We start from the raw sequence: 19,832 nt of genomic DNA, 5'->3' as shown, positions 1-19,832 counted from the left end.
CAGTCTCCTCACAGGGCCCAGACGCGGGGCAGCGGCGCCCCCCGAAAGGCATTCAGGAATGCGACGGCGTCCCGTCGCAGGGTTTCGATATCGGGCGCCAGCCAGCGGGCGGCCAGAAGGCCGTTCCACGCGCTGGCACCGCATTCACTGCGCGCAGATTCCATGAGCGCACGCGCTTCGTCCAGTCGCGCTTCGGCATCGGGTGCCACATAAAGCAAAGTCGCCCACGCCCGGTTGCCAGCCGCAACCGTGGGGCGGCGCAGCAGCTCGCCCAAGGGGCCGGACACGCGCACCGCATCGGCATAGATGAGGCCGCCGCCGCGGGTGACCTGCCAGTGGTCCTCCAGATGCCCGGTGCGCATCTCCTCGCCCCGCGCCACGCGGCCGAAGGCGATCGCCTCGAAGGCGAGAAAGGTGGCGTCGGGTGCGAGATCCACGGTGAAACGGCGGGCGAGGCGTGCGGCGTCATAGAGCAGGGTTTCCTGCGGCAGCCAGTCCACCTGCGCGCCAGCTTCCACCGTGATCGCCACGTCGATGCGGGCGGTCTCGCCGTCGGACCGATAGATCTTTTCGGCGGCGGGGGTCGCGACAACCGCGTGGGCACCCGCCTCGGCCTTCACCTCGATGGTGAAATGATCGCCGCAGGCAACGCCCCCCGCCGTGTTGACGAGCACGCCTTCCACCGCCGGGCCGTCGACGCGCGGCATCCGCACCCGCAGGGAGCCGGCTTCCGCCACATCGCTGACGCGGCTTTTGCCGGCGATGGCGTTGACGCCGAGGCGCACGCGCCCCACCGCCCGCTGCCGGCGCGGGGCACCGGCCACTCCTGCTGCCGCCTCAGATGGCCATGAGGCGGCGGACGTCGTCCCCATCAAGCCCGCTCCTGTCGCCGCGCGCCACCACTTCGCCGCGCTCCATCAGGATGAAGGAATCGGCCAGCTCGCGCGCGAACTCGAAATACTGCTCCACGAGCACGATGGCCATGTCTCCCTTGTCCCGCAGATAGGAGATGGCGCGACCGATGTCCTTGATGATGGAGGGCTGGATGCCCTCGGTGGGCTCGTCCAGCACCAGGAGGCTCGGGCGGGTCACGAGGGCGCGGCCGATGGCGAGCTGCTGCTGCTGCCCACCGGAGAGATCGCCGCCCCGCCGGCCCAGCATGGATTTCAGCACCGGGAACAGCTCGAACACCTCGTCCGGCACATATTTGTCCTTGCGGGCGAGGCGCGCGTAGCCCGTTTCCAGATTTTCCTTCACGGTGAGCAGCGGAAACACCTCGCGCCCCTGCGGCACGAAGCCGATGCCGAGCGCCGCCCGGTCATAGGTGCGCATCTTGGTGATGTCCTGCCCGTTGAAGGAGACGCTGCCCCCCGCGATGGCGCGCTGGCCGACGATGGCCCGCAGGAGTGAGGTCTTGCCCACGCCATTGCGGCCGAGCACGCAGGTCACCTGCCCCTTCACCGCTTCCAGCGAGACTTTGCGCAGCGTGTGGGCGGCGCCGTAATAGAGATCGAGGTTCTCGACCTTCAGCATGATGAGGCTCCGCTCATTTTTCGGACTGGCGTCTGTGTGGGGTGGGGTTTGATGAGGTGCGGTCCGCGGGTCGATGGCACCCGCCATGCCCCCTCCTCAGCCCTCCCCCGCAGGCGAGAGAGGGAGCCCGCGGCGCGCGGGGCGAGCGCGCCGGTTATGCCGGCGGAAGGGGACCCCTCAGTCGAGCGAGCATGGTCGCCGCCCGGCGCACCCTCTAACCCCCTCCCCCCTTGCGGGGGAGGGTTGGGGAGGGGGGTACACGCGCCATCCGCTGGAGCGCCCCAGGACAAGACGCCGCGACCGCCAAAAACCCAACGCCGCGAAGACGGAGAGGGCGTTACCCCCCTCCCTGCCCTCCCCCTCAAGGGGGGAGGGAAAGCGAACGGAGAGGATGCGCCCCCAAGCCCTAGCTCGCCAGCGCGGATAGGTCCGGAGGGGGCAGGCCGGGACCGAGACGAGGACGCCATCCTCACCGCCCCAGATAGACTTCGATGACGCGCTCGTTGGCGCTCACCTGATCGAGGGAGCCTTCCGCCAGAACCGAGCCCTCGTGCAGAACCGTCACCTTCACGCCGAGGTCGCGCACGAACTGCATGTCGTGCTCGACCACCACCACGGAGCGCGTTTTCGCGATGTCACGCAGCAGTTCGGCGGTGTCGGCGGTTTCCTGATCGGTCATGCCGGCAGCCGGCTCGTCCACCAGCAGGAGGCGCGGCTCCTGCGCCAGAAGCATGCCGATCTCCAGCCATTGCTTCTGGCCGTGAGAAAGCTCGGCCGCCTGCCGGTGGCGCTGGTCCTTGAGGCGGATGCGCTCCAGAAGCTCGTCGATGCGCGCGCGCTCATGGGCCGTGCGCCGCCAGGTGATGTTGGCGAAAGCCCGGCGGTCGGACTTCACCGCGAGGAGCAGATTGTCCTCCACCGTGTGCATGTCGAACACGGTGGGCGTCTGGAACTTGCGACCGATGCCGAGCTGGGCGATGTCCGCCTCATCCATGGTGGTGAGGTCGTGGATGCCGGCGAACATGGCCTCGCCCGCGGTGGGGCGCGTCTTGCCGGTGATGACGTCCATCATCGTGGTCTTGCCGGCGCCGTTGGGTCCGATGATGGCGCGCATCTCTGCTTCCTCGATGGTCAGCGAGAGCTTGTTGAGCGCCCGGAAACCGTCGAACACCACGGAGATGTTGTCGAGATAGAGCAGCGACTGGGTGACGGGTTCCATGTCGTCTCACTCCGCAGGCTTGGGCGCGGGCACGGGGCCGGCGGACTTGCGCAAGCGGGAGGAGAGATCCCCCCACAGGCCGATGATGCCGCGCGGCAGGAACAGCGTCACCACCACGAACAGCGCACCGAGGGCAAACAGCCACGCCTCGGGCAGTGCGCCTGTGAACCAAGTCTTGCCCGCATTCACCACCAGCGCGCCGAGCGCCGCGCCCACCAGCGTGCCGCGACCGCCCACCGCCACCCAGATCACCGTCTCGATGGAATTGGCCGGCGCGAACTCGCCCGGATTGATGATGCCCACCTGCGGCACGTAGAGCGCACCGGCGACACCGGCCAGCATGGCGGAGAGCGTCCAGGCGACGAGCTTGTAGTTGGCCACCTTGTAGCCGAGGAAGCGGGTGCGGCTTTCCGCATCGCGCACCGCCACCAGCACCTTGCCGTATTTCGAGACGACCAGCGCCCGGCAGATGAGATAGCCCAGCACCAGCGCCACGGCAGAGGCGAAGAACAGCGCCCCGCGGGTCGTGCCGGCGGTGATGGAATAGCCGAGGATGTCCTTGAAATCGGTGAGGCCGTTGTTGCCGCCGAAACCCATGTCATTGCGGAAGAAGGCGAGCATGAGCGCGAAGGTCATGGCCTGCGTGATGATGGACAGATAGACGCCCGTAACGCGCGAGCGGAAGGCGAACCAGCCGAAGGCGAAGGCCAGCAGCCCCGGCACCACAAGCACCATCAGCGCGGCGAAGGGGAAATGGTTGAAGCCCAGCCAGAACCAGGGAAGTTCCTTGTAGTTCAGGAACACCATGAAGTCGGGCAGGACGGGATTGCCATAGACGCCGCGCGGGCCGATCTGGCGCATGAGATACATGCCCATGGCATAGCCGCCGAGCGCAAAGAAGGCGCCGTGGCCGAGCGAGAGCACGCCGCAATAGCCCCAGACCAGATCCACCGCCACGGCCAGCAGCGCGTAGCACAGATACTTGCCCAGCAGCGGCACCAGATAGTCCGAGACATGGAAGGGGCTGCCGACGGGCGCCAGCAGATTGCCGGCCGGCACCAGCACGCCCGCCGCCAGCACGAGGATGATGAAGATCGCCCCGCGGCGATCGAGAATGCCTGAGCCGCGCATGATGTTCACGCTTCCACCGCCCGGCCCTTGAGCGCGAACAGGCCGCGCGGGCGCTTCTGGATGAAGAGGATGATGAAGACGAGGAGCGCGATCTTGCCGAGCACCGCGCCCGCGAAGGGCTCCAGCAGCTTGTTGGCGACGCCGAGCGTCAGCGCGCCCACCAGCGTGCCCCAGAGGTTCCCCACGCCGCCGAACACCACCACCATGAAGCTGTCGATGATGTAGCCCTGCCCGAGGTTCGGGCTCACATTGTCGATCTGCGAGAGGGCGACGCCGGCGATGCCCGCGATGCCCGATCCGAGGCCGAAAGTGAGCGCATCGATGCGCCCGGTGCGGATGCCCATGGCCGCCGCCATGCGCCGGTTCTGCGTCACCGCGCGCACATAGAGGCCGAGCGAGGTGCGCTTGAGCACCACCAGCAGCGCGAAGAAGACCAGCAGCGCGAAGACGATGATCCAGAGCCGGTTGTAGGTGATGGACAGCTGCCCCACGTCGAAGGCGCCCGACATCCAGGACGGCGCGCCCACTTCCTTGTTGGTGGGGCCGAAGATGCTGCGCACCGCCTGCTGCAGCATGAGCGAGATGCCCCAGGTGGCGAGCAGGGTCTCCAAGGCCCGGCCATAGAGGAAGCGGATGACCGTGCGCTCGATGATGATGCCCACGAGGCCCGTGAACAGGAAGGCCAGCGGCAGGGCGATGGCGAGCGACCAGCCGAAGAGGCCGGGATAGGAGGTGCGGATGATGTCCTGCACCACATAGGTGGTGTAGGCGCCGAGCATCACCATCTCGCCATGGGCCATGTTAATGACGCCCATCACGCCGAAGGTGATGGCAAGACCGATGGCCGCCAGCAGCAGCACGGAGCCGAGGGAGAGGCCGTACCAGACGTTCTGGGCCACGTTCCACATGGCGAGCGAGCGATTGATCTTGGCCGTGCCGTTGGCCGCCGCCGCCTTCACGGAGGCCGGCGCATCGGCGGGCACGTTGGCGAGCAGCGCCAGCGCCTCCTGATCCCCGCGCGCGGCGATGAGGTTCACAGCCGCGAGCCGATCGGCCTCGCCGGAGGTGGCGGAGGTGAGCACGATGGCGGCGCGCGCCTGCTCCAGCGCGGCGCGCACATTGGCGACGCTTTCCTTGGCGAGCGCCGCATCCAGGGTCGGAAGGGCGGTTGCATCGCGCGACTTGAAGACAGCGGCCGCCGCCTCAAGCCGCTTGGCCGGATCGGGATTGAGCAGCGAGAGGGCGCCGGCAGCAGCGTCGGCGGCGCGACGCACGCGATTGTTGAGGCGCACGGGCTTGAGGCCGGCGGGCGCGGCGCTCACCGCGGCGCCGGTGGCCGCGTCGGTGAAGCTGCCATCCTTGGCGCGCACATAGATGGCCTTGGAGGCCGGATCGAACAGCAGGCGGTTGTCGGAGATCGCCGCGACGATGACGGCGGCCTGCGGATTGGTGCTGGTGGCCAGCATCCCGAGGGCGGCCTCGGTGTCGGAATAGCTGTCGGCGGCAATCTTGGCGAGCGCCGGGGCAAGATCACCGGCGGCGGTCTGGGCGCGCACGCCCGATGGCGCGGCCCAGGCGAGAAGAAGCGCGGCTGCGAGCAGCAGCGCGGCGGACAGCAGGCGGCGGATCAGGCTCATCAGGGACGTTTCCCACGGCGCGCGGGCGGCAAAGGCACCGGCGCTTCTGCGACCTTCAAGGGTCGGGCTGGCCGAACGGCGAAAGGCGCTGCGACAGTCAGTCAAGCGGAGAGACAAGAGTGCGCCCTCCCCGCTCCGGACAGGTTCCCTCCCCCGCAAGCGGGAGAGGGCTTTTCCCAAGGACCGAGCCGCCTCAGCTCACATTGCTGCTCACTTGGCGGCGGTGGCGCCGAGGCAGGTGTTCTTGGTGGTGTCGTAGTTGCCGCAGTTGTACTTCACCCAGTCGGCAACGAGGTTCTTGGAGCCTTCGAGATACTTGGACCAGGCTTCGCCGGGCACCAGATCGTCCGTCTTCCACACCACGTTGAACTGGCCGTCGCCCTGGATCTCGCCGATGAAGACGGGCTTGGTGATGTGGTGGTTCGGGAGCATCTCCGAGACGCCGCCGGTGAGGTTCGGCTGCTTGGTGCCCGGCAGGGTGGCGATCACCTTGTCCGGATCGACCGTGCCGGCCTTCTCCACGGCCTTAACCCACATGTTGAAGCCGATATAGGTGGCTTCCATGGGGTCGTTGGTCACGCGCTTCGGGTTCTTGGTGAAGGTCTGCCAGGCCTTGATGAAGGCGTCGTTCTCCGGGGTCTTGATGGACTCGAAGTAGTTCCAGGCAGCGAGATGGCCGACGAGCGGCTTGGTGTCGATGCCGGCGAGCTCTTCTTCGCCCACCGAGAAGGCCACGACCGGGATGTCGGTGGCCTTGATGCCCTGGTTCGCCAGTTCCTTGTAGAAAGGCACGTTGGCGTCGCCGTTGATGGTGGAGACCACAGCGGTCTTCTTGCCGGCCGAGCCGAACTTCTTGATGTCGGCGACGATGGTCTGCCAGTCGGAGTGACCGAAGGGCGTGTAGTTGATCATGATGTCCTCGGCCTTCACGCCGCGGGACTTCAGATAGGCCTCAAGGATCTTGTTGGTGGTGCGGGGATAGACATAGTCGGTGCCCGCAAGCACCCAGCGCTCCACCTTCTCTTCCTTGGCGAGGTAATCCACCGCCGGGATCGCCTGCTGGTTCGGCGCGGCGCCGGTGTAGAACACGTTCCGCTCGCTCTCCTCGCCCTCATACTGAACGGGGTAGAAGAGGATGGAGTTCAGCTCCTTGAACACCGGCAGCACGGACTTGCGGCTCACCGAGGTCCAGCAGCCGAACACCACGGACACCTTGTCCTTGGTGATGAGTTCGCGGGCCTTCTCGGCGAACAGCGGCCAGTTGGACGCCGGGTCCACCACCACCGCCTCGAGCTTCTTGCCGAGCACGCCGCCCTTCTTGTTCTGCTCTTCGATCATCATGAGCACGGCGTCCTTCAGCGTGGTCTCGCTGATCGCCATGGTGCCGGACAGCGAGTGAAGCACGCCGACCTTGATCGTCTCCTGCGCGGCGGCCGTCCCCATGGAACCGGCAACCGCGGCGGCTACCGCCATCGCGCCAAGTCCCTTAGCCGCTCTTCCCAGCAAACCGAGCATCCGCTCTCTCCCCGATGAAAATGGGCTGGCGCTGTGCCAGCGGCAGGGAGATCAGCAAGCAGCGTGCCATGTCCGCGAAGGGCACCGAATGATTGTATACGCGCCGGTTATAGCGCTCAAAACGCAGGCACATGGCGACACTGAGACCATTTCGAATGCGATTGACTATAATTTAGGCATAAAGATCGGGCCAAAGCGCCGTTTGAGCTACCCGGCTCCCGCCTGTATCGCTCGCGCCACCATGGCAGCCCCCTTCCGCTGGGTCGCACAGAGGCAGGCAGGCTTTCGCGAGGATTGCGCGCCCGCGTGGCACGGCGCCCGAATACGCCACAATGGAAAGGCTTCGGGTTGACTTGCCGGTGCCGCCTCCCAATCTGCTTGTTTATTCCGCCGGACGTGCCGACGGCAGGGGCAAATGGCCTCGTGAGGTGGGTGGGACGAGGAGCATGGCGGATCAACCCTTATCCTTCCGCGTGGTCGCGCCGCCGCGCCGCGCCCTTGTGGCGCCGAAGGCGATCGTGGCCATTCCGGTCAAGGATGAAGAAGTGCGCCTGCTGGAGTGCCTGAAGGCGCTCGCGGCCCAGCGTGACGCGCCCGACTTCGCGACCATCGTCCTCCTGCACAACTGCCTCGACCGCACCGAGCAGGTGGCGATCCAGGCCGGGGAGACGCTTCCCCTGCCCCTTCGCATCCTCTCTATCGAGCTGGCCTCGGACAAGGCGGGCGCATCCTGGGCACGCCGCCATGTCATGGATGCGGCGGCGTCTCTCTTCGTCACCTCCGGCCTGCCGAAAGGCATCATACTCACCACCGAGGCCGACGCCCGCCCCGCCCCCAACTGGGTCGCGGCCAACGTGGCCGACATCGCCCTTGGTGCGGATGCCGTGGCGGGGCGTGTGGAGATGGACGCCAACCAGTCGCTCCCGAAGGGCCTGTGGCGCCGTTATCAGGGCGCCCATCGGTACGCCCGCCTCCTGAACGAGGTGGACCATCTGATTGACGGCGAGCATGGCAGTCCCTGGCCGACGCACCGGGAAGCTTCCTCCGCAAGCCTCGCCGTGTCGGTGGATGCCTATGTGAAGGCCGGCGGCATTCCCACCTCAGCCTCGGCGGCCGCCAGCGGCCTCCTCGGCGCCCTCACGCGAACCGGACATTCCGTCCGCCACGATCCGGATGTGCAGGTCGCAGCCTCCTGGCGGCTGGATCCGGCCGGCATCGGCGGACAGTTCCGCGCCTGGAGCGAGGGACAGGTGGCTTTTGACACGCTCGGTCTCGAGCCGGTGGCGCAGGTTGTGCGCCGGGCGCGTCTGCGCCGTACCATGCGGCGCGCCTTCGGCGCCGGCCAGCTCTGGACGGTGACGAACTGGGCCTCAACCCTGCGCATCTCGCCCGTGGATGCCTTCAAGCTCGCGGCCCTGCCGAGCTTTCCTCAGATGTGGGCGGTTCTCGAGAACATCAGTCCGCTCTTGACGCCCCACCCCCTCGCCCCCTCCCAGCTGACGCTGGAGACGGCGCGAGCGGTGGGCCTGCTCGCGGAGATGCGGATCAGGAGCGGCGTGCGCCGCCTCCTGGGCCGCAAGGAGCCCGACGCCTGAAGCAAGGCGCGTTCGGCGTCGGATGGCGTGCCGCCGATCAGAGCACGTTGAAGAGATAGAGCAGCACGATCACGGAAAAGGGCACGCCGAGAAGCCAGAGAACGAAGCCGCGCATGGGGAAATCCTCCACAGGTGAGTTCTCCTTCTCAACGCGCCTGCCCCGCTGACGTTCCGCAACCTTGCGCGCGGCTTTCCGCACCCGGTGATCGCTGCCAGATTCCGAACGGTTCAGGATTGTCTTGCCGGGCGGTTTCCGCTTTATGCCGACGAGCAGCATGCGGGATGACTCGAATGCGCGCGCCGGAAATCCCCTTCCGGAAGGCGACGGATCGGGCTTCCAAGGTCGATTGGCCGCCCGGCGGGACCGGGCGGGTTCGCACTGGTTTCATCCCGGCCGCCACCACGAAGGACGAGAATCGAGCAGTCCCTTCCGGCCCCGCCGGTGGGACGAAAGACTGACGACAGCGCCGGGGGACCGCGCATGAACATCGAAACCGCCCTTCCTTCGGGACTGCTGCCGCTGACGCGCCTCGGCGGCGCCCATGTGGCCGACACCGTCGAATTCCTGAACGGCAAGACGCCCGAGGAGGCGGCGGAATTCGTCTCCCGCCTGCCCCCCGACTGGGCCGTGGAGGTGATGGACCAGCCGCCCTTCGCCTGGGCGTCGGAAATGCTCGAGATGCTGCCCGCCGACAAGGCCGTCGCCATCCTCGAGGGCATGTCCACCGACCGGGCGGCCGACGTGCTGCGCTGGGTCGATCCGGAAATCCACGCCACGCTGAGCGCCCGCCTCACCCCGGAGGCCCGCAATGCCATCGAGCACCTGCTCACCTATCCCGAGGACAGCGCCGGCAGCCTGATGACCACGGAGATGGTCACGGTGCCCTCCACCTGGACGGTCGGCCAGACGCTCGACCACATCCGGGCCGTCGAGCGCACGCGCGAGACCATCTACGCCATCTATGTGCTCGATCCGGCGACCAAGCGCCTCCAGAACATCGTGACGCTGCGCCGCCTCATCTCGGGCGATCCGGCCGCGCCGATCGCCTCCGTGGCGCAGCCTTATGCGCCCATCACCACGACGCCGATGGCCAATCGCGAGGATGTGGCCCGACTGATCGCCAAATACGACCTGCTGGCGATTCCCGTGGTCGATTCGACCGGTCACCTCATCGGCATCTGCACCTTCGACGATGTCATCGATGCCATGATCGAGGAGCAGACCGAGGACGTGCAGCGCATGGGCGGCATGGAGGCCATCGACGAGCCCTACATGCAGATCAGCTTCACGGAGATGATCAAGAAGCGCGCCGGCTGGCTCTGCATCCTTTTCGTCTCGGAGATGTTCACCGCCAGCGCCATGCAGGTGTTTTCGGACGAACTGGAGAAGGCCATCGTGCTCGCCCTGTTCGTGCCGCTGGTCATGAGCTCGGGCGGCAATTCGGGCTCGCAGGCCACCTCCCTCATCATCCGCGCGCTGGCCCTGCGTCAGGTGCAGTTGAAGGACTGGTTCAGGGTCGCCCTGCGCGAAATCCCCACCGGCATGATGCTCGGCGGCATCCTCGGAGTGCTGGGCATGATCCGCATCATGGTCTGGCAGGGGCTGGGCCTGTTCGATTACGGCCCGCACTGGCAGCTGCTCGCGATCACCATCGCATCGGCGCTGGTGGGCATCGTCACTTTCGGCTCGCTGGCCGGGTCGATGCTGCCCTTCATCCTGAAACGGGTGGGCTTTGATCCCGCAAGCGCGTCGGCGCCCTTCGTGGCGACGCTGGTCGATGTCACCGGGCTGATGATCTACTTCAGCGTCGCCTATCTGATCCTCAAGGGCACCATCCTCTGACGGTGCCCACGCGCCGCGTCAGTGATTGACCATGAAGCGGAGCAGAGCGCCGTAGGCGCCTTCGTTGCGGCCGACACCCTCGCTGCTACGGGCTTCCTCGGCCGCAGCGTCGGTGAGTTCGCGCACGGAGATGTCGAATCCGCGCGAGGCCAGAAAGTTCACCGCATCCTCCGGCGAGGCGAAGTCCGACAGCGACTCAGCCAGCACTTCGGCAAGGCCGGTGTTGCCCGACGCGTCCGCCTTCAGGCGCTCAAGATCGGCTTGGGACATGTTTCTCCTCCTTGCGCAGTCCTGAGGAACAACCGCGCGGCAGCGCACTCTGTTCCTGCCACGATCGAGCCGCAACGCCGGGCGGCGCCACCAGCGGGCAAAACGGCAAAGGGGGAGAAAGTCGGAGAGGATGCTGGTCGGAGTGGCAGGATTTGAACCTGCGACCCCCACGTCCCGAACGTGGTGCGCTACCAGACTGCGCTACACTCCGAACTCAGTGGCGGCGGAGTAGCACGCGCTCCCGTCGGTGGGAATGGGCAAGAAGCCGGCAAATGGACGTTCTCCCCAGTTTGTGCAGATCGCCAGCCTCGGTGACCGCGCAGAACGCCGTCGCGAGTCGCCGAGGACCGCGGGCGGAACACTGAAGAAGATGGATGATCCGGAGGATGCTGGTCGGAGTGGCAGGATTTGAACCTGCGACCCCCACGTCCCGAACGTGGTGCGCTACCAGACTGCGCTACACTCCGAACTCAGGGCGCTGCCTCTAGCACGCCGCTGTCCGCACATGCAAGGGCGTTCTCACACAGCCCTCGCTTGAACCCCCAACGCGCGCGTGCCATAGGAAGCGCCGCCCGGTGCGGGCCAACGATCGAGCGACGGAGTACGTGGACATGGTGACCAATGACAGCGCGAGCGGTCTCCTCAAGGGCAAGCGCGGGCTGATCTTCGGCGTCGCCAACAACCGATCCATCGCTTACGGCATCGCCAAGGCGGCGCGCGCGCAGGGCGCGGAGATCGCCCTCACCTATCAGGGTGAAGCGCTGAAGAAGCGCGTGGAACCGCTCGCCGCCGAACTCGGCGGCCATATCGTCGGCCATTGCGACGTCACCGATCCCGCCACCATCGACGCGGTGTTCGCCGAGACCGAGAAGCTGTTCGGCTCCATCGACTTTCTCATCCACTGCATCGCCTTCTCCGACAAGGACGAGCTGGATGGCCGCTATGTGGACACCACGGCGGACAATTTCACCAAGAGCATGTTCATCTCCTGCTACTCCTTTACGGCGCTGGCCCAGCGCGCGGAGAAGCTGATGCCGAACGGCGGCTCGCTGGTGACCCTTACCTATTACGGCGCCGAGAAGTGGATGCCCCATTACAACGTGATGGGTGTGGCCAAGGCGGCCCTTGAGGCCAGCGTGCGCTATCTTGCCGCCGACCTCGGCCCCAAGAACATCCGCGTCAATGCCATCTCGGCCGGCCCCATCAAGACGCTCGCCGCCTCCGGCATCGGCGATTTCCGCTACATCCTGAAGTGGAACGAGCTGAATTCGCCGCTGCGCCGCACAGTCACCACCGACGAAGTGGGCGATGCGGGTGTCTACCTGATCTCCGATCTCTCCCGCGGCGTTACGGGCGAGGTGCAGCACGTGGATGCGGGCTATCATATCGTCGGCATGAAGCACCCCGACGCACCGGACCTCGCCCTCGTGCGGGACTGAGCGCGGAAGGTGTGACCGGCAAGCGGCCTGCCCGGAGCGGCAGGCCGGAACGAACATCAGGAGACGATTGATGAAGCGGATGCTGCGCCCTGCCCTCTCGGCCCTTCTCCTTGCCGCTTCCGCCCTTCCCGCCTTCGCCGGGTCCGACATCCCGCCGACGCTGGAGCAGTACCCGCTGCGGGATCGCTTCTTCGGCCCGGGCGGCGCCGTCTTCCCCAATTATTCCATGCCGTCCGAAGGCGGCCTCTCCTACATGATCGCCGCCGGTCCGACGCTCGCCGGGCCCACCAAGGCGGGAGGCCCCGGCGTCGCGATCTTCGCGGCCGGCACGGCCGACTTCAACTGCCAGACCGGCCAGCGGCCCACCATCAAGGTGATCTCGGCTCCTGCTGGCGCGAAGGTGAGCGTGTCGCCCGGCACCTTTGTCGCGACCGGCATCGACGGCGGCGCGACCACCAAGTGCCTCGGCCAGCCCGTCGGCGGCGCCATCGTGCGCTATGCCGGCCGTCCGCCGCGCGGCGGCGGTGCCGTAACGCTCCGCGTGACCTATCCCTATCTCGGGGCCTGGTACGATCACGTCGTCCACGTGCCGGGCAACTGATCGCCACGAACGCCAGCCCGGAACCGGAGGCAGCCATGAGGGGCAACGGACATTTCGGCCGCGTCTTGGCGGCAGCGCTGGGGCTTCTGGCGGCGGGCGCCACCGCGTCCCGTGCCGGCGAGCACATGGACAATGACCCCGACGCCTATGTGGTGAACTATTACACCGGCGGCGGCTCGGGCGGCGTTCTGTTCGCCGCCGGCACGGCCAACCAGCAGTGCACCGACCTCGGCCTGCCCACCATCACGGTGGTCAGCACCTCGCCGGGCGTGAAGCTCTCCGTCGAGCCCGGCACCTACACGGTGACCGGCACCGATTATGGCTATCTCGTCTGCCTCGGGAGAAAGCTGCCCGGCGTCGTCGTGCGCGGCAGCGGCACGGGCAAGGCCCACATCCGCGTGGCCTACCCGCCGCTCGGCCAGTGGTACGATCATTATCTGACGCTGCCGGCGCGATGACGGGTCGGCGCCGCCTCTTTCTCGTTCGGCATGGCGAGACCGACTGGAACGTGGCCGGCCGGCTCCAGGGGCGGCGCGACATCCCTCTTAACAGCCTCGGGCGTGCCCAGGCGGCGCGCGTCGGCCGTGTGCTGCCGCAGCTCGCGGGTGAGGCCTCCGGCCTGCATTTCGTCTCCAGCCCGCTCGGGCGGGCGCTGGAGACCATGCGCATCCTGCGCACCACCATGAACCTGCCGGCCTCCGACTTCGCCCATGACCCGCAATTGGCCGAACTCTCCTTCGGCCAGTGGGAAGGCATGACGTGGCCCGAGATCCGCCGCCGCGACACAGAAGGGGTGCGCACCCGCGAGCGCGATCCCTGGAGTTTCGTGCCGCCGGAGGGGGAGAGCTATGCCGGCCTTGCCCACAGGGCCGGTGCCGCCATCGACCGCATCAAGGGTGATGGCGTGGTGGTGACCCATGGCGGCGTCATCCGCGCCCTGCTGCACGCCAGGGCCGGCATGCCGGCCAACGAGGCTGCCGTGGTGCCGATCCGCCAGGGCGCCATCTATGTGCTGAGCGACGGCGCCTTCGAGGTGAAGGACTAGGCGTTGGTCCCCGGGACGGCCCTCAGGCCGTCCGGAGCGTCTTCTGCCGGTGCAGGACCGGCGGGCGGGAGATCAGCAGCTTGTCGATGCGCCGCCCGTCCATGTCCACGATCTCGAAGCGCCAGCCCAGCGCGTCGAACACCGTGCCCACCTTGGGCATCTCCTTCAGGTGCGCCAGCGCAAAGCCCGCCACCGTATTGAAGCGGCCATCCACCTGAATTTCCACGCCCAGCACGTCGTGCAGGTCGTCGATGGGCATCTCGCCGGAGATCAGATAGGAGCCGTCGAGGCGCTGGACCACATGGGGTTCGTCGCCATCGAGCACGATGGTGGCCTCATCCCCCTGCTCCAGAATGGTGCCGGTGATGGCGGCGAGCAGGTCGTAGCCGGTGACGACGCCGACCATATCGCCATACTCGTCCACGACGATGCCCATGGGCACGCTGGCCCCGCGCAGCACGCGCATGGCCTCCAGCGCGCCGATGGTTTCCACCACGAAGGGCACCGCCTCCACGAAGGTCCGCGGATCCGGCGTCTCGCCGCGGAGATAGGCGTTCAGCAGCTTCTTGGCCTGAATGACGCCCACGGTCTCCTCGGGCGAGCCCTCGCAGGCAGGCACGCGGCTGTGCGGCGTCTCCAGCAGGATTTGGCGAATCTCCTCAGGATCGGCCGTCACATCCACCCATTCGACATCCGGACGGGGGGTCATGATGGCGGTGACCGGGCGGTCGGCGAGGCGCATGACGCCGGAGATCATCCGCCGCTCGGCCGGGTCGATCACGCCGGCGGTCTCCGCCTCGGTGATGATGGCGCGGATTTCCTCGTCGGTGACCGCTTCCTTCTTGCTGTCCTTCTCGCCCAGCAGGCGCAGCACGCCACGGGCAGAGGCATCGAGCACCCACACCGCCGGCGCCGCGAACTTGGAAAGACTAAGCATCAACGGCGCCAGCACGCAGGCGAGGCGCTCGGGGTTCTGAAGGGCGAGGCGCTTGGGAATCAGCTCGCCGATGATGAGCGAGACATAGGTGATGCCGCCCACCGCCACGGCATACCCCAGGGGATCGGCGGCCGAATGGGGCAGACCGGCCCCCACGAAGACCTCCGCCAGATAGGCGCCGAGGCTGGCGCCGGAAAAGGCGCCGGCGAGGATGCCGATGAGGGTGATGCCGATCTGCACCACGGAGAGGAAGCGCCCCGGTTCGGCGCCGAGCAGCAGGGCAGCCTTGGCGCCCCGGTGGCCGGCATCCGCACGGGCCTTGAGCCGCGCCGGACGCACCGAGACGATGGACAGCTCAGCCGCGGCGAGAAGGGCGTTCAAGAGAACAAGAAAAAGAACAATCGCGATTTCGAGAATGGGCATGGGAGAGTGTTGGACCTTCCGTCACCTCCTCCATAACACAGCTCGCCCCGTCTGTGCGTGACAGCCGGTCAAAAGCCCGTTTGAGGTGCGACAGTGCTTGTGGGCATGGCCATTGCGTTGCCAGCCCGGCGGCATCTGCTCTACAGAGCATCAACCGGCCCGCCGCGCGCCAATCTCTAGAGAAGCCAGCCTCATGTCGTTCAACACGTTCGGGCACCTGTTCCGTGTCACCACCTTCGGCGAGAGCCATGGCCCGGCCATCGGCTGCGTGGTGGACGGCTGCCCGCCCGGCCTGCGCTTTACCGTTGATGAGGTGCAGGCTGCGCTCGACCGGCGCCGGCCCGGCCAGTCGCGCTTCACCACCCAGCGGCGCGAGCCGGACCAGGTGCGCGTCATCTCCGGCACCATGGACCATCCGGAGGGTGGCCTCGTCACCACCGGCACGCCCATCGGCCTGCTCATCGAGAATGTGGACCAGCGCTCCAAGGACTATGCCGACATCGCCGGCAGCTACCGCCCCGGCCATGCGGACGTGACCTATGACCTGAAATACGGCCTGCGGGACCATCGCGGCGGCGGGCGCTCCTCGGCCCGCGAGACGGCCATGCGCGTCGCGGCCGGCGCCATCGCCGCCAAGGTACTGCCCGGCGTGACCGTGCGCGCCGCTCTCACCCGTATCGGCGAGATCGAGATCGACCGCGCCCGCTGGGACTGGGCGCAGGTGAGCGAGAACCCCTTCTTCTGTCCGGACCCGGAGACGGTGCCGGTGTGGACCGATTATCTCGACGGCATCCGCAAGCGCGGCTCGTCCGTCGGCGCGGTGATCGAAGTGGTGGCGGAAGGCGTGCCGGCGGGCCTCGGCGCGCCCATCTACGGCAAGCTGGATGCGGACCTTGCCGCCGCCTTCATGAGCATCAATGCCGTGAAGGGCGTGGAGATCGGCGAGGGCTTCAACGCCGCCCGCCTCACCGGCGAGGAGAATGCGGACGAGATGCGCACCGGCAATGACGGCCGGCCGTATTTCCTCTCCAACCACGCCGGCGGCATCCTCGGCGGCATCTCCAGCGGCGAGCCCGTGGTGGCGCGCTTCGCGGTGAAGCCCACCTCTTCCATCCTCACGCCCCGCCGGACGGTGGACAAGTTCGGCACCGAGGAAGACCTCATCACCAAGGGCCGCCACGACCCCTGCGTCGGCATCCGCGCCGTGCCCGTTGGCGAAGCCATGATGCTGTGCGTGTTGGCCGACCACCTCCTGCGCCATCGCGGGCAGGTCGGCACGACCCCCGTGTGGCCGTTCCAGCGGGGCTGATGCGGCGGCCCTGCCCATCACTGCATTGGGGCCACTCCTTCGCTCCCTCGGCCGTCATGCCCGGGCTTGTCCCGGGCATCCACGCCGCGCCGACAGCACAGACCTCTCAAGGCGCGCCAAGCCGGAGCCCGTGGATGCCCGGATCAAGTCCGGGCATGACGGTCCTCGAGGGACATCACGGGCGCGAGCGTCAATGACGGTTCGGATGCGTTATGCAGTCGGGAAGATAAGGCCGCGCCCCGAACGGGCACCACTGGCCGACGCCCAATCCAACATCGCCCGCCTTGGCCCGGCCGCGCTCACCTGCCAAACGCCTCAGGCGGCCTTGCCGTAGACCTCGTCGGCGCGCTTCTCGAAGGCATCCGCAAAACGGCGGAAGGCGGCGTCGAACATGGCGCCCATCAGCAGGCCCAGCGTGCGCGAGCGGAACTCATAGGAAATGGAGAAGCGCACCTCGCACTGCCCATCGCCCGCCGTAAGGAACTCCCAGCGGTTGTCGAGGCGGCTGAAGGGGCCGTCGAGATATTCCACATGGATCACCCGGCGCGGGCGGTCCAGCGTCACGCGGGATGTGAAGGTCTCGCGGATGAGCTTGTAGGCGACCGTCATGTCCGCGACGAGAATCTCGACGCCCTCGCCGCTCTGAGTCCGGCGGCGCACCCGCAGCGCCTCGCACAGAGGCACGAACTCCGGATACTGCTCCACATCCGCCACGAGATCGAACATGTTGAGCGGCGAGTGGCGCACCACCCTCTTGGTCGAGAAGGAGGGCACGCGATCAGATCCGGCCGAGCTTCGCCTCGCGGGCGGCCCTGAGCTTGGCGAAATCGTCGCCCGCATGGTGCGACGAGCGGGTGAGCGGGCTGGACGAGACCATCAGGAAGCCCTTGGCATAGGCCACCGTCTCATAGGCCTTGAACTCGTCCGGCGTCACGAAGCGCTCCACCTTGTGGTGCTTGCGGGTGGGCTGGAGATACTGGCCGATGGTCATGAAGTCGACTTCCGCCGCCCGCAGGTCATCCATGAGCTGGAGCACCTCGTTCCGCTCCTCGCCGAGCCCGACCATGATGCCGGACTTGGTGAAGATGGACGGGTCGAGTTCCTTCACCTGCTGGAGCAGGCGGAGCGAATGGAAGTAGCGCGCGCCGGGTCGCACCGTCAGATACTTGCCCGGCACCGTCTCCAGATTGTGGTTGAAGACGTCGGGGCGGGCCGCGACCACCACCTCTATGGCCCCCGGCTTGCGCAGGAAGTCCGGGGTCAGGATCTCGATGGTGGTGCCGGGGCTGAGCTTGCGGATGGACGCAATCGTGCGGGCGAAATGCTCGGCCCCGCCGTCAGTGAGGTCGTCGCGGTCCACCGAGGTGATGACCACGTGGGAAAGGCCGAGCTTGGCCACCGCCTCGCCCACCTTCTGCGGCTCGTCGAGATCGAGCGCCTTGGGCATGCCGGTGCGCACGTTGCAGAAAGAGCAGGCGCGCGTGCAGGTGTCGCCCATGATCATGAAGGTGGCGTGCTTCTTCTCCCAGCACTCACCGATGTTCGGGCAGCCGGCTTCCTCGCACACCGTGTGCAGGCCATTGGCGCGCACGATGCCGGCCGTGTTGGACCAGCCGGCGGAGCCCGGCGCCTTCACGCGGATCCAGTCCGGCTTGCGCAGGACTTCCGTTTCCGGACGGTTCTGCTTTTCCGGATGACGGGGCCGGTTCAGCGTGTTGACGACCGTGACCATGGGGACCGCATCTGTTTCGAGCCGGCCCCGAGCCGGGCCGTCATTCACATATGTCTTAGCTGCGGCCGCCGCCAGCGTCGAGGCGCCGCGCCGCAAACGAGGAATGCGCCGGGCGCGACAGTGCCGCCCGGGCGCTGGCGCCCGATCAGGTGTGGATCACGCGCCCGTAGGCGTCCAGCACGCTCTCGTGCATGGTCTCGGAGAGCGTGGGATGCGGGAACACCGCGTGGATCAGCTCTTCCTCGGTGGTCTCAAGGTTCATGGCGATGACGAAGCCCTGGATCAGCTCGGTCACTTCCGCACCAATGAGATGGGCGCCCAGCAGCTCGCCGGTTTTCTTGTCGAAGATGGTCTTGACCAGACCCTCCGGCTCGCCCAGCGCAATGGCCTTGCCGTTGCCGATGAAGGGGAAGCGGCCGACGCGGATGTCACGGCCGAGCTCGCGGGCCTTCTTCTCGGTGAGGCCGACGGAGGCGATCTGCGGCGTGCAATAGGTGCAGCCGGGGATCTTGGCCTTGTCCATTGGGTGGGTGTGGAGACCCTTGATGGTCTCGACGCAGATCACGCCCTCATGCTCGGCCTTGTGGGCCAGCATGGGCGCCCCCGCCACGTCGCCGATGGCATAGACGCCCGGCACGTTGGTGCGGCCGTAGCCGTCCGTGACGATGATGCCGCGCTCGATCTTCACACCGAGGTTCTCGAGGCCGAGGCCGTCCACATTGCCGACCACGCCCACGGCGGAGATCATGCGCTCCACCTGGAAGTCCTGCTTGGCGCCCTTGGAATCCTCCACGTGCACGGTGAGGCTGTCCGCCTGCTTGGTGACGCCCGTCACCTTGGCGCCGGAGAGGATCTTCATGCCCTGCTTCTCGAAGCGCTTGCGCGCGAGGGCGGCGATCTCCTCATCCTCCACGGGGAGGATCTGCGGCATCACCTCGACCACGGTCACATCGGCGCCCATGGTCTTGTAGAAGGAGGCGAACTCGATGCCGATGGCGCCGGAACCCATGACCAGCAGCGACTTCGGCATGCGGTCGGGCACCATGGCCTCGAAATAGGTCCAGATGAGCTTCTTGTCGGGCTCGATGCCGGGCAGCGCGCGCGGGCGGGCACCGGTGGCGACGATGATGTGCTTGCCGAGATAGTCGCCGCCGCCGAGTGCGCCCTTGGGGGCATCGGGGGCCGCCTCGACCTTGATCTTGCCCGGCGCCGTCAGGGTGGCCGAGCCCCAGATCACGTCGATCTTGTTCTTCTTCATCAGGAAGCCGACGCCGGTGTTCAGCTGCTGCGACACGCCGCGCGAGCGCTTCACCACCGCGCCGATGTCGAAGCCGATCTTCTCGGCGGAGAGGCCGTAGTCCTTGGCGTGCTCCATATAGTGATAGATTTCGGCGGAGCGCAGCAGGGCCTTGGTGGGGATGCAGCCCCAGTTGAGGCAGATGCCGCCGAGGTGCTTCTTCTCCACCACCGCGGTCTTGAATCCGAGCTGCGCGGCGCGGATGGCGGCCACATAGCCGCCGGGGCCGCCGCCGATCACGATCACATCGTAGGAAGTCTCAGCCATGGGTCTCTCCTCCCCTTCCGCCGCGCGCGGCCGGTGGGT

Annotated in this window: 19 protein-coding genes and 2 tRNA genes; 7 read left to right on the top strand and 14 right to left on the bottom strand. The window is 67.2% G+C overall.

All coding sequences use genetic code 11. From position 1 onward, the window contains the following. Nucleotides 1-8: 8 nt before the first annotated feature. From AZC_RS09150 to urtA, 6 genes are all read right to left on the bottom strand, one after another. Nucleotides 9-872, bottom strand: coding sequence for an urease accessory protein UreD (locus tag AZC_RS09150; protein ID WP_043879123.1), 864 nt, complete (start codon nt 870-872; stop codon nt 9-11). Beyond that, nucleotides 838-1,533 (bottom strand): urea ABC transporter ATP-binding subunit UrtE, encoded by a 696-nt coding sequence (urtE, locus tag AZC_RS09145; protein ID WP_012170290.1) that lies wholly within the window; start codon nt 1,531-1,533, stop codon nt 838-840. Before urtE ends, AZC_RS09150 begins: the two co-directional genes overlap by 35 nt. Before the next feature lie 469 nt (nt 1,534-2,002). Beyond that, nucleotides 2,003-2,752 carry an urea ABC transporter ATP-binding protein UrtD gene (gene urtD, locus AZC_RS09140; RefSeq protein ID WP_012170289.1) on the bottom strand — a complete coding sequence of 250 codons (750 nt, stop codon included), beginning with the start codon at nt 2,750-2,752 and terminating at the stop codon, nt 2,003-2,005. 6 nt (nt 2,753-2,758) lie between these two features. Beyond that, nucleotides 2,759-3,883, bottom strand: coding sequence for an urea ABC transporter permease subunit UrtC (gene urtC / locus AZC_RS09135; RefSeq protein ID WP_012170288.1), 1,125 nt, complete (start codon nt 3,881-3,883; stop codon nt 2,759-2,761). 5 nt (nt 3,884-3,888) lie between these two features. Next, complete coding sequence (gene urtB / locus AZC_RS09130; RefSeq protein ID WP_052285906.1) at nt 3,889-5,520, bottom strand: urea ABC transporter permease subunit UrtB; 1,632 nt, start codon at nt 5,518-5,520, stop codon at nt 3,889-3,891. Between the two features lie 210 nt (nt 5,521-5,730). After that, on the bottom strand, nt 5,731-6,993 hold the full coding sequence (urtA, locus tag AZC_RS09125) for an urea ABC transporter substrate-binding protein (protein WP_133865117.1): 1,263 nt from the start codon (nt 6,991-6,993) through the stop codon (nt 5,731-5,733). A gap of 488 nt (nt 6,994-7,481) precedes the next feature. On the opposite strand from urtA, the gene AZC_RS09120 reads away from it, so the two are divergent. Next, complete coding sequence (locus AZC_RS09120; RefSeq protein WP_052285905.1) at nt 7,482-8,630, top strand: glycosyltransferase; 1,149 nt, start codon at nt 7,482-7,484, stop codon at nt 8,628-8,630. A gap of 37 nt (nt 8,631-8,667) precedes the next feature. Here AZC_RS09120 and AZC_RS09115 read toward each other — a convergent pair whose 3' ends face one another. Beyond that, the gene (locus AZC_RS09115) at nt 8,668-8,907 is read right to left on the bottom strand and encodes a hypothetical protein (protein ID WP_043879122.1); all 240 of its coding nucleotides are present in this window, start codon (nt 8,905-8,907) and stop codon (nt 8,668-8,670) included. 204 nt (nt 8,908-9,111) lie between these two features. Here AZC_RS09115 and mgtE point away from each other — a divergent pair, with 204 nt between their 5' ends. Beyond that, the gene (gene mgtE, locus AZC_RS09110) at nt 9,112-10,473 is read left to right on the top strand and encodes a magnesium transporter (protein ID WP_052285904.1); all 1,362 of its coding nucleotides are present in this window, start codon (nt 9,112-9,114) and stop codon (nt 10,471-10,473) included. 18 nt (nt 10,474-10,491) lie between these two features. Here mgtE and AZC_RS09105 read toward each other — a convergent pair whose 3' ends face one another. The 3 genes from AZC_RS09105 to AZC_RS09095 all read right to left on the bottom strand — a co-directional run bounded on the left by AZC_RS09105 (nt 10,492) and on the right by AZC_RS09095 (nt 11,210). Next, nucleotides 10,492-10,743 carry a Nif11 family protein gene (locus tag AZC_RS09105; RefSeq protein WP_012170283.1) on the bottom strand — a complete coding sequence of 84 codons (252 nt, stop codon included), beginning with the start codon at nt 10,741-10,743 and terminating at the stop codon, nt 10,492-10,494. A 134-nt stretch (nt 10,744-10,877) separates the two neighbouring features. Beyond that, nucleotides 10,878-10,954 (bottom strand) — tRNA-Pro (locus AZC_RS09100). Between the two features lie 179 nt (nt 10,955-11,133). Continuing rightward, nucleotides 11,134-11,210, bottom strand: a tRNA-Pro gene (locus AZC_RS09095). A gap of 144 nt (nt 11,211-11,354) precedes the next feature. On the opposite strand from AZC_RS09095, the gene fabI reads away from it, so the two are divergent. The 4 genes from fabI to AZC_RS09075 all read left to right on the top strand — a co-directional run bounded on the left by fabI (nt 11,355) and on the right by AZC_RS09075 (nt 13,828). Then, the gene (gene fabI, locus AZC_RS09090; RefSeq protein WP_012170282.1) at nt 11,355-12,182 is read left to right on the top strand and encodes an enoyl-ACP reductase FabI; all 828 of its coding nucleotides are present in this window, start codon (nt 11,355-11,357) and stop codon (nt 12,180-12,182) included. 70 nt (nt 12,183-12,252) lie between these two features. Then, nucleotides 12,253-12,783, top strand: a complete 531-nt coding sequence (locus AZC_RS09085) for a hypothetical protein (RefSeq protein WP_052285903.1) — start codon at nt 12,253-12,255, stop codon at nt 12,781-12,783. Nucleotides 12,784-12,818: 35 nt separating this feature from the next. After that, a complete protein-coding gene (locus AZC_RS09080) occupies nt 12,819-13,241 on the top strand; it encodes a hypothetical protein (protein ID WP_012170280.1) in 423 nt (140 codons plus the stop codon). After that, nucleotides 13,238-13,828, top strand: a complete 591-nt coding sequence (locus AZC_RS09075) for a histidine phosphatase family protein (protein ID WP_012170279.1) — start codon at nt 13,238-13,240, stop codon at nt 13,826-13,828. The genes AZC_RS09080 and AZC_RS09075 overlap by 4 nt, the downstream gene beginning before the upstream one ends. Nucleotides 13,829-13,850: 22 nt before the next feature. Here AZC_RS09075 and AZC_RS09070 read toward each other — a convergent pair whose 3' ends face one another. Then, a complete protein-coding gene (locus tag AZC_RS09070; protein WP_012170278.1) occupies nt 13,851-15,188 on the bottom strand; it encodes a hemolysin family protein in 1,338 nt (445 codons plus the stop codon). Between the two features lie 193 nt (nt 15,189-15,381). Between AZC_RS09070 and aroC the strand changes: the two genes are divergently transcribed. After that, on the top strand, nt 15,382-16,497 hold the full coding sequence (aroC, locus tag AZC_RS09065; RefSeq protein WP_012170277.1) for a chorismate synthase: 1,116 nt from the start codon (nt 15,382-15,384) through the stop codon (nt 16,495-16,497). A 315-nt stretch (nt 16,498-16,812) separates the two neighbouring features. Here aroC and AZC_RS09060 read toward each other — a convergent pair whose 3' ends face one another. From AZC_RS09060 to lpdA, 3 genes are all read right to left on the bottom strand, one after another. Further along, on the bottom strand, nt 16,813-17,271 hold the full coding sequence (locus tag AZC_RS09060) for a type II toxin-antitoxin system RatA family toxin (protein ID WP_012170276.1): 459 nt from the start codon (nt 17,269-17,271) through the stop codon (nt 16,813-16,815). A gap of 4 nt (nt 17,272-17,275) precedes the next feature. Continuing rightward, on the bottom strand, nt 17,276-18,229 hold the full coding sequence (gene lipA, locus AZC_RS09055) for a lipoyl synthase (RefSeq protein WP_012170275.1): 954 nt from the start codon (nt 18,227-18,229) through the stop codon (nt 17,276-17,278). A 145-nt stretch (nt 18,230-18,374) separates the two neighbouring features. After that, on the bottom strand, nt 18,375-19,793 hold the full coding sequence (gene lpdA, locus AZC_RS09050) for a dihydrolipoyl dehydrogenase (protein ID WP_012170274.1): 1,419 nt from the start codon (nt 19,791-19,793) through the stop codon (nt 18,375-18,377). Nucleotides 19,794-19,832 lie beyond the last annotated feature (39 nt).

The organism is Azorhizobium caulinodans ORS 571 (assembly GCF_000010525.1).
GTDB lineage: Bacteria > Pseudomonadota > Alphaproteobacteria > Rhizobiales > Xanthobacteraceae > Azorhizobium > Azorhizobium caulinodans.
Note: the sequence above shows the minus strand (reverse complement) of the source record. Positions and strands in the feature narration are given on the sequence as shown.

Excerpts from the sequence above, each read along its gene's own strand:
- AZC_RS09150 (WP_043879123.1), bottom strand. The coding sequence starts at position 872 with ATGGGGACGACGTCCGCCGCCTCATGGCCATCTGAGGCGGCAGCAGGA.
- urtE (WP_012170290.1), bottom strand. The coding sequence starts at position 1,533 with ATGCTGAAGGTCGAGAACCTCGATCTCTATTACGGCGCCGCCCACACG.
- urtD (WP_012170289.1), bottom strand. The coding sequence starts at position 2,752 with ATGGAACCCGTCACCCAGTCGCTGCTCTATCTCGACAACATCTCCGTG.
- urtC (WP_012170288.1), bottom strand. The coding sequence starts at position 3,883 with ATGCGCGGCTCAGGCATTCTCGATCGCCGCGGGGCGATCTTCATCATC.
- urtB (WP_052285906.1), bottom strand. The coding sequence starts at position 5,520 with ATGAGCCTGATCCGCCGCCTGCTGTCCGCCGCGCTGCTGCTCGCAGCC.
- urtA (WP_133865117.1), bottom strand. The coding sequence starts at position 6,993 with ATGGCGGTAGCCGCCGCGGTTGCCGGTTCCATGGGGACGGCCGCCGCG.
- AZC_RS09120 (WP_052285905.1), top strand. The coding sequence starts at position 7,482 with ATGGCGGATCAACCCTTATCCTTCCGCGTGGTCGCGCCGCCGCGCCGC.
- AZC_RS09115 (WP_043879122.1), bottom strand. The coding sequence starts at position 8,907 with ATGCTGCTCGTCGGCATAAAGCGGAAACCGCCCGGCAAGACAATCCTG.
- mgtE (WP_052285904.1), top strand. The coding sequence starts at position 9,112 with ATGAACATCGAAACCGCCCTTCCTTCGGGACTGCTGCCGCTGACGCGC.
- AZC_RS09105 (WP_012170283.1), bottom strand. The coding sequence starts at position 10,743 with ATGTCCCAAGCCGATCTTGAGCGCCTGAAGGCGGACGCGTCGGGCAAC.
- fabI (WP_012170282.1), top strand. The coding sequence starts at position 11,355 with ATGGTGACCAATGACAGCGCGAGCGGTCTCCTCAAGGGCAAGCGCGGG.
- AZC_RS09085 (WP_052285903.1), top strand. The coding sequence starts at position 12,253 with ATGAAGCGGATGCTGCGCCCTGCCCTCTCGGCCCTTCTCCTTGCCGCT.
- AZC_RS09080 (WP_012170280.1), top strand. The coding sequence starts at position 12,819 with ATGAGGGGCAACGGACATTTCGGCCGCGTCTTGGCGGCAGCGCTGGGG.
- AZC_RS09075 (WP_012170279.1), top strand. The coding sequence starts at position 13,238 with ATGACGGGTCGGCGCCGCCTCTTTCTCGTTCGGCATGGCGAGACCGAC.
- AZC_RS09070 (WP_012170278.1), bottom strand. The coding sequence starts at position 15,188 with ATGCCCATTCTCGAAATCGCGATTGTTCTTTTTCTTGTTCTCTTGAAC.
- aroC (WP_012170277.1), top strand. The coding sequence starts at position 15,382 with ATGTCGTTCAACACGTTCGGGCACCTGTTCCGTGTCACCACCTTCGGC.
- lipA (WP_012170275.1), bottom strand. The coding sequence starts at position 18,229 with ATGGTCACGGTCGTCAACACGCTGAACCGGCCCCGTCATCCGGAAAAG.
- lpdA (WP_012170274.1), bottom strand. The coding sequence starts at position 19,793 with ATGGCTGAGACTTCCTACGATGTGATCGTGATCGGCGGCGGCCCCGGC.